The organism is Hymenobacter sp. BT559 (assembly GCF_016427535.1).
In the GTDB taxonomy this organism is placed as follows: domain Bacteria; phylum Bacteroidota; class Bacteroidia; order Cytophagales; family Hymenobacteraceae; genus Hymenobacter.
In genome coordinates this window covers 182,054-193,385 of sequence record NZ_JAELXV010000002.1, presented here as the reverse complement: position 1 = coordinate 193,385, position 11,332 = coordinate 182,054, and the positions used below count along the sequence as shown (strand labels likewise).

The following is an 11,332-nucleotide window of genomic DNA, read 5'->3' as shown; positions in this document are numbered from 1 at the left end:
AATAATTAAATAAATAATTAGAATATTGTACATGATTCATACATCAAAAAAGCTGGCCAATAAAATTTAAAAAAAAATAATATGCGTTTACAGGGCTTATAAGCTATTAACTGTATTGCAACCAGCGAATAGGGGCTTTATAAAGGTTACGCATATTGTAAAAAAGCAGAAAATAATATCTTTGCTGTGTTATAAAAACTCTCCAAACCCTACCTCTGCAGAAGTCCTTTTATTGCAAATAACCATTTACCCTTTTCCTCTTTTATGCGCCTAATACTACGAGTACTATTTGTGCTATTGGGTTGGATTGTCTTAGGACCAGTCCAATTGGCTCGGGCTCAAAACACCTGCGCCAGCCCTGGCAGAGACGGTAGCACTTTCACGGCTAGCCCCAATACATACTACCCTGGCGTAGGCACGGCGGCTGCCACCACCACCACCTTGAGTGTGGGTGCCATCCGCACCGGCACGGGGGCTAGCACTACCCCTATCAGTAGCGGCGACCTGCTATTGGTGATTCAGATGCAGGGTGCCGAAATCAATAACACTAACTCGGACAGCTACGGCGACGGCGTGGCTGGCGGCGGAGCCAGTGGCAACCTTACCACAAATCTTACGGCCGGGCAGTATGAGTATGTAATAGCTGCCAGTGGCGTTAACACGGCCGTTACTCCCAATACTGTTACGCTTTCCACAGCTCTAAAAAATACCTATATAACCTCGGCCGTAAGTAGCACTGCCACGCTACGCACCTTTCAGGTAGTACGCGTGCCGCAGTACAGCAGCCTGACGATGACGGCCAACATTGTACCGCCCTTCTGGAACGGCGGCACGGGTGGCATTATCGCCCTCGATGTGCAAGGGCAGCTCAACTTTGGCACGGCGGTTATCAACGCCTCGGGCTTGGGCTTTCGGGGTGGGGCCGGTATTAGGCAAGTGTACAACTCCGCCGCTGTGACAAGTCAGTATGTGACTGCTGGCCCGCCTGACCTGACGGCCGCAGCTACTAACCTCAATGCGCAGAAGGGCGAAGGCATTGCCGGTACTCCGCGCTTTGTTAACGTGCTTGGCGCTACAACTGCTACAAACACCGGCACCGATGGCTATCCCGGCGGTAGCAGCTCGCGCGGGGCTCCTGGCAACGCCGGTGGTGGTGGCAACGACAACGGCAACAACAGCGGCGGCGGTGGCGGCGGCAACGCGGGTCCTGGTGGGCGCGGCGGCAATAGTACCCTGAATACCCTCATTGGCGGCGAGCCAGGCGCCACTTTTGCTTCTAGCCCTAGTGTACTCATAATGGGCGGTGGCGGCGGCGCCGGCACTACCAATGATGGCTCGGGCCCTGGCGGCACGGGCTTTGCCAGCAGCGGAGCACCGGGCGGCGGCCTGGTTATTGTGCGCACAGCTACGGTTAGCGGCACGGGTGGTATCGTAGTTGATGGCGCTAATGCGCCGTCTGGCGTGCTCAACGACGGGGCTGGCGGTGGTGGCGCTGGCGGCTCCATTCTACTCACGGCAACCTCCAGCCAGGCTGGCCTGGCTAGCTTAACCCTCAGTGCCAAGGGTGGCGCGGGGGGCACCGTGCGCCCCGTGGATGCCAACAACAGCTCGACGGCCCACGGGCCGGGCGGCGGCGGCGGCGGCGGCGTTATCTTCACCACCGGCCCTACCGCGACTTCGCTCGCGGCTAGCACCACGGGCGGCGCTGCGGGCACCAGCACCCCCGGCGGCACCACCACCGGCACTGCTACCAGCACTTTTGGGGCAGCAGCCGGCAGCAATGCCAGCGCCGCCAATGGCAGCACCACCACCAGCAATGCCATCGCTAACAGCATTTCGGGGGCAGTCTGCTCCACTACTATCAGCGGCATTGTCTTTACTGACACCAACTACGGCGGTGGCGCGGGCCGCCCGTACAGCACGGCCAATACTTCGGCTGTGAATTCGGGTGCGGCCAACAACGGTATTGCCAGCGCGGGCACCACGGTGGAGCTCTACAACACCAGCACCAACGCCTTCGTGGCCTCGACCACGACTTCCGCGAGCGGCACTTACTCTTTTACAGGCCTCACGGCCGGCACCAGCTATAGGGTGCGCGTAGTAAACAGCACCGTGAAATCGTCACGCACTCCGGGCGCTACCGGCGTGATACCAGTGCAGACATTCCGCACCACGGCCTTCACCGGCACAGGCCTCGGCACGGCCGTACCTGATGTCAACCGCGTGGGTGGTGAAGCTCCCGAAAGGCAAGACGCCGGGGCCAATAGCGGCACGCAGGCCCTAACGGCTCTGACGGCAGGCACCCAGACGCCGCAGTCAATTGCAACTGTTACGCCCGGCACCTCGGGCGTAGACTTCGGCTTCAACTTCGATGTAGTAGTGAATACCAACGACGCAGGCCAAGGCTCATTGCGCCAGTTTATTCTCAATGCCAATGCCCTAGGTAGCGAAAACCTGCTATTCCAGGAAGGCTCGAACGCGGCTGGTGCGCTACCGTCCGGCCGCGAAACCAGCATCTTCATGATTCCTAATGGGACGGCCCGCCCTGGCCTGCTGGCCAGTGGCAACGGCGGCCCGGCCTCGCAGCTCAACGGCAGCGGCGTAGCCGTTATTTCCCCCACGACGATACTGCCCACCATCACGGGCGCGCTCACCAGCCTCGACGCTACGACCCAGACCTTCAACATCGGCAACAGCAACGCCGGCACCCTAGGTGCTGGCGGCACGGTCGGTACCGGGGCTACGGCTCTATCGACCGTAAACCGGCCCGAAGTGCAGCTGGTCGGCACCCGCGCCTTTGACGGCGTAGTAGTAGGCGCTACCACTACTACCGTGCGCGGCTTCAGCCTCTACGGGTTTGACCACAACATTACCGTTAACAACGATATCACGGCTTTCCTGATTGAGCAAAACGTAGTGGGTACCTCGGCCACGAGCTTTACCGACCCCGGCGTGGGCGTACGCACGCTCAACGAAGGCATCTTGCTCAACAACGCCGACAACGGCACCGTGCGCAATAACTTATCCGGGTTTAACGGGGGCATGGGCGTTTGGGTACAAGGCTTTGGTAATGGCTCGAATGGCAACCTAATTAGCAACAACGAAATTCGGGGCAACGGCCAAGAGAGCCGTCCGGCTCCTGAAGGCCTAGTGTTCGACGGCATGGAGCTGCAAGGTGCCAGCACCAACAACACCGTGTCGGGCAATCTGATAACGGCCAACTACGGCCACGGTATCGACAGCTTTGGCAATGGTATTGGTGGGAACACTGTGTCGGGCAATACCATCTCGAACAACGGCGTGGGCGTGGCTACTAACACCGGCGAAGAAGGCTCAGGCCTACGCCTGTTTGGTGCCACCAACCTCACGCGCATCACCAACAACGTGCTCTCGGGCAATAATGGCTCGGGCGTGCTGGTAAGCGGCTCGGGCAATAACATCACGATTTCGCAGAACTCGACCTTCGGCAATACCCGCCTAGGTATCGACCTCATCAGTGAAACTGGCGCGCCGGTTTTCTACAATGGCCAGACAGGCACCGCGTCCAACGTGACCACTAACGACAGTGGCGATGGCGACACGGGCGGTAACGGCTTGCTCAACTTCCCAGTCATTACTCGCGCTACGCTCACGGCCAACGGCTTGCTAGTACAGGGCTTTGCCCGCCCTGGCTCCACGATTGAGCTATTCACCGCCGACAACGCGGCTAATAGCGTAGCGGCCAACGCGGGCTTTGGCCAGGGCCGCACCTACCTAGGTACCTTCACCGAAGGCAGTACTACCGGTACTAGCCCCGATGCCGACGCTGGTACCGGCACTTACGGACCGGGCACTGTCAACGGCCTCAACCAGGGCACTGATAATACGAACGCCTTCTCTTTCCTGATTCCGCTGACGGGCAACTTTGCGGGTCTCGCAGCTGGCACCACGCTCACGAGCACAGCTACGCTCAACAATTCCACTTCGGAGTTTTCGGGCAATGCTACGCTGGCGGCCCTCTCGGGCTACGTATATGAGGATGTGAATTACGGCGGCGGCGCTGGCCGCCCGCGCTCGGCCAGTGGCACCGTAGGCCGCCCCGGCGCTACGGTAGAGCTTTACAACGGCACGACCCTAGTAAGCACTACTACCACTGATAGCAATGGCCAGTACACGTTTAGCACCACCCCCGGCACCTATACCGTGCGGGTAGTGAATAGCACCGTAAGCAGCTCGCGCACAGGCTACGTGGCCGGCCTGCTGCCGGTGCAGACGTACAACGGCACGACAACTGCCGTAGGCGGCGCGACTCCCAACTTTACCGATGCGCCCGCTAACAATGGCAGCCAGAGCCTGACGGCCTTGAGCAGCGGCACTACTACGCCCCAGAGCATTGCTACCATCAACACGACTAGCGCGGCCACTACTGGCCCCGACTTCGGTTTCAACTTCGATGTGGTGGTGAACACCAACGACGCGGGCCAAGGCTCGCTGCGCCAGTTCATCCTCAACGCCAACGCGCTGGGCGGCGAAGCCAACCTAGCCCAGGCTGGCTCAAACACCGCTGGCGCGCTGCCGGCCAGCCGCGAAACCAGCATCTTCATGATTCCGAATGCAGCCCTGACTGGCGGCGTGGCGGCTATCACGCCGGCTACGGAGCTGCCGGCCATCACGGGTACACTTACTAGCATCGACGGCACTACACAAACATTCAACATTGGCAACACCAACAATGTAGCCCTAGGTGCAGGTGGCACGGTAGGCATAGCAGCTACGGCTTTGAGCCAGCTCAACGGCCCCGAGGTACAGCTGAAAGGTAGCAACTCCTTCAACGGCTTGTCGCTGACGGCCAACAACACAACGGTGCGCGGCCTGAGTCTTTATGGCTTTAGTGATAACATTGTGGGGGGGCCTAATTACACCGGTACGTTAATCGAGCAAAACGTGATTGGCGCGTCGGCCACCAGCTTTACTGACCCTGGCGGCACCAACCGCACCCTCAACGAGGGCATTGACCTGAACGGCTCGGACAACGGTATCGTGCGCAACAACCTCATCGGCTTTAATGGCGGCATGGGCATCTGGGTAGCGCCTGACTTCAACGATGCTAACAATGGCGCGAATGGTAACCTCATCTCGGGCAACGAAATCCGAGGCAACGGCCTGCTGACGGTACCCGGTGCCGGAGAGCGACTGGTGTTTGACGGCATCGAGGTGTTGGGCTCTAGCACAAACACTACCGTATCGGGCAACCTGATTACGGCTAACTATGGCCACGGCATTGATTCGGCCGACAACGGCATAGGCGGTAATACGGTATCGGGCAACACCATCTCGAACAACGGGGTGGGCGTGGCCACTAGCACGGGCGAAGAAGGCTCGGGCCTGCGCATTTTCGGCGCTACCAACCCTACGCTCATTAACAACAACGTGCTGAGCGGCAATAATGGCTCGGGCGTTTTGGTGCTGGGCACAGCCAACCAGGTAACAATTTCACAGAACGCAACTAGCGGCAACACTCGCCTAGGCATCGACCTGCTGAGCACAGCCGAAACTAACTACAACAGCACCGCAGCAGGCACTCCTTTCTGGAACGGTAACACGGGCACTACTCCCAACGTGACCCTCAATGATAGTGGCGACGGCGACACGGGCGGCAACGGCCTGCTCAACAACCCGGTGCTGACTACGGCCACGCTAAATGCTACCACGCTGACGGTAACCGGCTACGCCCGCCCCGGCTCGCTGGTTGAGCTGTTCTTGGCCACGCCGCTTGGCACTGACCCTACTGCCAGCAACCGGTATTTTGGGCAGGGCTCGAGCTTCCTGGCTAGCCGCACCGAAGGGCTTACGGCCGACGATAGCAACACGGGTACCGGCACCTACGGCCCCACCAACATCAACGGCGTGGCTCAGGGTAGCGATAACACCAACCTGTTCACATTCAGCATTCCGCTGAGCAGCCTCACGGCGGCGCAGCGCACGGCCTTGGCCAACACTTCGGCCTTGCTGACGGCTACCGCTACGATAGCCCGCAGCACGTCGGAATTTTCGGCCAATACCCGCGTACTGCAGGCCCCCGTGCCCAACGACGTAACCAACGTCAGCGTGGCCAGCAACCAGCCCGCGCCGGTGGTATTGAACCCGAACCTGTCGGCCTCGGCTAGCGGCTTCACGGGCGACATCACCACCAACACCGCCAACACCATCGCGAGCTACGTGGTAAACCCCATTGCGGCGGCGCAGGGCATCCTCTACTACAATGGCACAGCCGTAACGGCCGCCACCACGGTGCCCGCGGCCAACCTAGGCCAGCTGACTTTCCTGCCCACGCGCGGCTTTAGTGGCAACGCTACCTTTACCTACACTGCCACCGACGCCAACGGCCAGACTAGCACCACGCACAACACGAACGGCACCGTCACCGACGGCCCGGCTGTTTACACCATCCCCGTCACGGCCTCGGCCGACGTAACGGCCAGCCTCACGGGGGGCACCACGCTCAGCCCCGGCCAGCCCACGGGCTACTACACGGCCACCTTCACTAACCTAGGGCCCGATGCCGCCAGCAACGTAACCCGCGTAGTGACTTTGCCCACTGGTGCTAGCCTGACCCCGGCCCAGCAAAACGCCCTGACTACGGCTTACTCGGGCACCACGGTGGCCACCACTGGCAGCGGCACCTCGGCCGTGACGACCATCACGTTTCCGCCAGCCCCAACCCTGGCCGGCGGCGCGGCCACCAGCTACCGGTTTGCCTTCACGGCGCCCACTACGGCCGGCAGCTCGACCCTGACGGCCAGCACTAGCACCGCCAGCAGCGAAGGTGCCAACGTGGCAGCCAACTCGGCCAGCCTGGCCCTGACCACCACCCCGGTGGTAGATGTGCAGGCCACCCTAGCGGTGACCGGCGCGGCTACCGTGGCCCCCGGCGCCACGGCCACCTTCACGGCTACCTTCACTAACAATGGTACGCCCTCGGCAGCCGGAGTAGTGCCCACCGTGCAGCTGATTCCGGTCCTGACGACAACCACCCTCACAGTGGGCGGCCAGACCGGCACGCTCAGCGGCACGACCATCACTTTTGCCAATGGGGCTACTTATAGCACCACCACGGGCCAGATTACCTACCCAACTACGACCCTAGGCGGTGGTGCCTCCTTGTCGTCGGCTATTGCCTTCACCATGCCGGGCAGTGGGGTGGTAACGGGCACGGCCGCTGTAACGACCACAACCACTGATAGCAACCCAGCTAACAATGTGAACTCGGCCAGCATTACGGCCGCGCCGCGCTTCGACCTAGCTACTACCCTCTCGGGCCCCACAGCCGTGGTGGCCGGCTCGCCGGTAACGCTGAACGTGACGACCACCAACAACGGCCTACAAACTATAGCTGGTGCAGTGCAAACCGTACAGCTGCCCAGCGGTCTGAACCCTACCGCCGGCTCGCCCGGGGTGTTCGTCAGCAACGGTGGCACCTATGACAATACCTCGGGGGTAGTAACCTTCCCGGCGCTGGGCAGCCTGCCCAGCGGTCAGACGGTGGCCAACACCATTACCTTCCTGGCCCCCACGGCGGCCTTCACGCCCTCGGCTCAGGTAACGCCCAATACGACCGGCGCCGGCGACACGAACACGGCTAACAATGTAGCATACCTCAACGGCGCGACCAGCAGCACCGCTACCGGCGCTACCCTGACGCCAGCCGCGGCCACCGGCACACCGGCTAACCTAGTAGCCACGCTCACTACGACCTCGACCATCGTAGACGCGGCCACGCAGGTGACCTACACCGTGGGCGCCACCAACGCCGGCCCCGGCGCGGCCGCCAACACCACGGGCCGCCTGCAATTGCTGCCCGGCCTCAACGCCACTACCTTGCTGGTGAATGGCCTAGGGGGCACCCTGCAGCCGGACAACGTGACTTACACCTTTGCCGATGGCACAGCCTACAAGTCGGCTAGTTACAACAGCCAGACCGGGCTGCTGAGCTACACCGCTACGGCTACTTCGCTGGCCAGTGGTTCGGGCTTCACGTTCCCAATTGCGGTTACGGTGCCAACCTCGGTGGGCAACGAAGGCCAGCTGCTGGCAACTAACTCGGTGGGCAGCACCACGCCTGAGAGTGTGCCAGCCGATAATGTGCAGGCGGCCACCGTAACGGTGCGGCCTCGCACCGACCTGGCTACGACGCTCACGGGCCCCACTACAGGCGTAGTGCCCGGCCAGAGCGTAACCTACACGGCGACCTTTACCAACAACGGCCCCAACGCGGCGCTGGCTACCACCGAAACGGTGCAGCTACCCAGTGGCCTCACCGCCAGCACCCTCACGGTAGGTGGCCAGACAGGCACACTCAATGGCGCCACCAATACGATAACCTTCGCCAATGGCGCTACCTACAGCACCATAACGGGCTTGGTTACGCTGCCCGCCCTGGCTAGCAATGCCACTGGTGCCGTGCAGACGTTTGGGCTAACCTTCGTGGCCCCGGCCCAGAGCTATGTGGTAAGCAGCGCCATCAGCAGCGCTACTATCGATGGCACGCCGGCCAACAACGCCGCTAGCGTAGCCACCACTGTGACGCCGACCACCGATGTAGCCGTAGCCCTGGCCGGCCCGGCCACCGCCGTCGTTGGCAACTACGCGACCTACACCGTAACTACGACCAACAATGGCCCCGGCACGGCTACCAATGTGGTGCCCACCCTGCGGCTGCCCAGCGGCCTCACTATTCAGTCGGCGTCTACAGGCTATACCTACGACAGCTCGACTGGTCTGCTGACCTTCGCGGCCAGCAGCACCCTGCAAGCGGGTGTGAGCACTGAGAACTTCGTGACGTTTACCATGCCTAATGCTGCTGGCGGACAGCTCAGTGCCCTAGCCTCAGTAAGCACCGCCACCCTCGACAACGTAGCGGCCAACAACACGGCAGCCCTCACCACGAGCGTAGCCCCGGCCACCACGCCCGCACCTAGCGCAGCTACTACGGCCGACCTCGTGACCACCATCACCCCCGCCAGCAATACGGTAGCGCCCGGCAGCACGGTCACGTACACAGCTACGTACCGCAATGCTGGCACCCTAGCTGCCACCAACGTGGTGCCCACCGTGACCCTCCCCACCGGCCTACCAGTTGCTGACTTGCAGGTAGGCGGCACGACGGGCACCCTAGCCAACGGCCTTATCACGTTTGCCAATGGCGCCACGTATGACGTCGCTACCGGCTTGCTCAGCTTCCCGGTAGTTGCCAGCCTGGCACCCAGCACCACGGCCACCAGCTTCTCGATAGCCTTCTCGGCCCCGGCCAGCGGCACGCTGACTATTGTATCGGCAGTGACATCGAACACGACCGACCTGAACCCCGCCGATAACCGCAGCACTAGCACCCTCACGGTGAACTCGGCCTTCGACCTTACTACTGGCATCAGTGGCCCGCTCGCCGCGCTGGCAGGCAGCCAGAATGTGTACACGATTAGAACCACCAACAATGGCCCGTCGAGTGTAGCATCAGCCACCCAAACCGTGCAGCTGCCTGCCAACCTAACCACCAGCACCCTGCTGGTAGCTGGCCAGACGGGCACGGTCTCAGGCTCGACCATCAGCTTCTCCAACACTGGGGCTAGCTACAACACGAGCAGCGGGCTGCTGACCTTTGCGACTATCAGCAACCTGGCCCCCGGTGTAGGTAGCGCGGTGAGCAACACCATCACCGTTACTATGCCAGCTACGGGCTCGCTCACCATTGGTAATGCTACGGTGAGCACAGCCGTGACCGGCGAAACTAACACGAACAACAACACGGCCACGTTCACCACCAATACGGCACCGCTAAGCTTTGCTCCAGTGGCCCGCAACGTAGTGAATACGCTGCGCAGTCCCGAAGGCAATACGGCCAACCCGCTGGCTATCTCGCCGCTCAATGCTACCGATGCCGATGGCAGCATCTCGAACTACTACGTGCAGAGCCTGCCCACTGCGGGCACGCTCTACTACAACGGCGTAGCCATCAGCAGCATTCCGACCGGCGGCTACCAGGTAGCCGACGCTACGCTACTGAGCTACAAGCCGGCTAGTGGCTTCGTGGGCAACGCCTTCTTCACCTACACCGCTACCGACAACAGCGGCGTGGTGAGCAACCCGGCCCTCTATACTATTCCGGTGGCGCAGGACCAGGCTTCGGCTTACACGGCCTACAACACAACTAAGGGTGGCACTACTGCCTACCAGACCAATGACATTCTGGCCCAGGTAATAGACCCTAACAAGGCAGTGTATACTAGCGCCGGCACCATCTTCGACCCCACCACAGGAGCCCTGCAAACCGGCGCCGCCAACGGCCTGCTCATCACTGGCACCAACGCCGTGCTAGCTACCACTGGCCCCTCTGACAACCCGACCAATACGCTGCCCTCGGGCGTGAGCCTCGACCCGGCTACCGGCCGCATCTACGTGAGTGATGCCAGCCAATTGGTGAACAACCCGACGGCCCGCACTTATTCGGTATTCGTAAACACGACCGACGCCAACGGTGGCATCACACAGGCCCTGGCTACGTTCACCCTAGGTGCCTACCCGCTGCCGGTGGTGCTGACCGACTTCACGGCCCAGGCCGTGCAGAACCGCGACGCCCAGCTCAGCTGGCACACGGCTTCGGAGCAGAACAACGACCACTTCGAGGTCGAGCGCAGCTTCGATGGCACGACCTTCACTAAGATTGGTCGGGTGGCTGGTCAGGGCACGACTACGTCGGCCACGGTCTATGCCTTCACCGACGCCAACGTAGCGGCTAAGGCTAGCGGCCCGGTCTACTACCGCCTGCGCCAGGTCGACCGCGATGGCACGGCCACCTACTCGCCCCTGCGCACCGTAAGCTTCACCAAGGCTGCTATCGTAAGCCTGAGTGTATACCCCAACCCCGTGGCAACACGCACCAACCTCGACCTAGGTCAACTGCCTGCCACGGGCACGTATCAGGTAGTGCTACTTGATGCTACGGGCCGCCAAGTACAGACCTGGACGCTCCTAGGTGGCGCGACTCATCCGCTGAATGTGGCTGGGCTGGCTAGCGGCAGCTACCTGCTAATAGTGACCGGCCAGCAGCCCGATGGCTCTTTGCTCAAGCAAACTATGCGCTTGACCAAGGAGTAAGCTGTCCGTCTTCCTGGCAACGAAAAAGGCCCTTCCCCACGGAAGGGCCTTTTTCGTTTTTGGCCTCTATCCCAGACTAGCAATTCATAAAAAAGCATCAGCTTTTTGCTCTTCACTAAGGTCATATCCTCATAGGAACTCCCTAGGTCGGGTTGCTAGCTACCGATAGCATCAAAACGGTTCAGGTTAATAATATAACTTG

The 11,332-nt window shown here is 61.1% G+C and carries 1 protein-coding gene; it reads left to right on the top strand.

All coding sequences use genetic code 11. From position 1 onward, the window contains the following. Window positions 1-264: 264 nt before the first annotated feature. Window positions 265-11,130 carry a right-handed parallel beta-helix repeat-containing protein gene (locus JAO77_RS07420; protein ID WP_198989704.1) on the top strand — a complete coding sequence of 3,622 codons (10,866 nt, stop codon included), beginning with the start codon at window positions 265-267 and terminating at the stop codon, window positions 11,128-11,130. Window positions 11,131-11,332 lie beyond the last annotated feature (202 nt).

Excerpts from the sequence above, each read along its gene's own strand:
- JAO77_RS07420 (WP_198989704.1), top strand. The coding sequence starts at position 265 with ATGCGCCTAATACTACGAGTACTATTTGTGCTATTGGGTTGGATTGTC.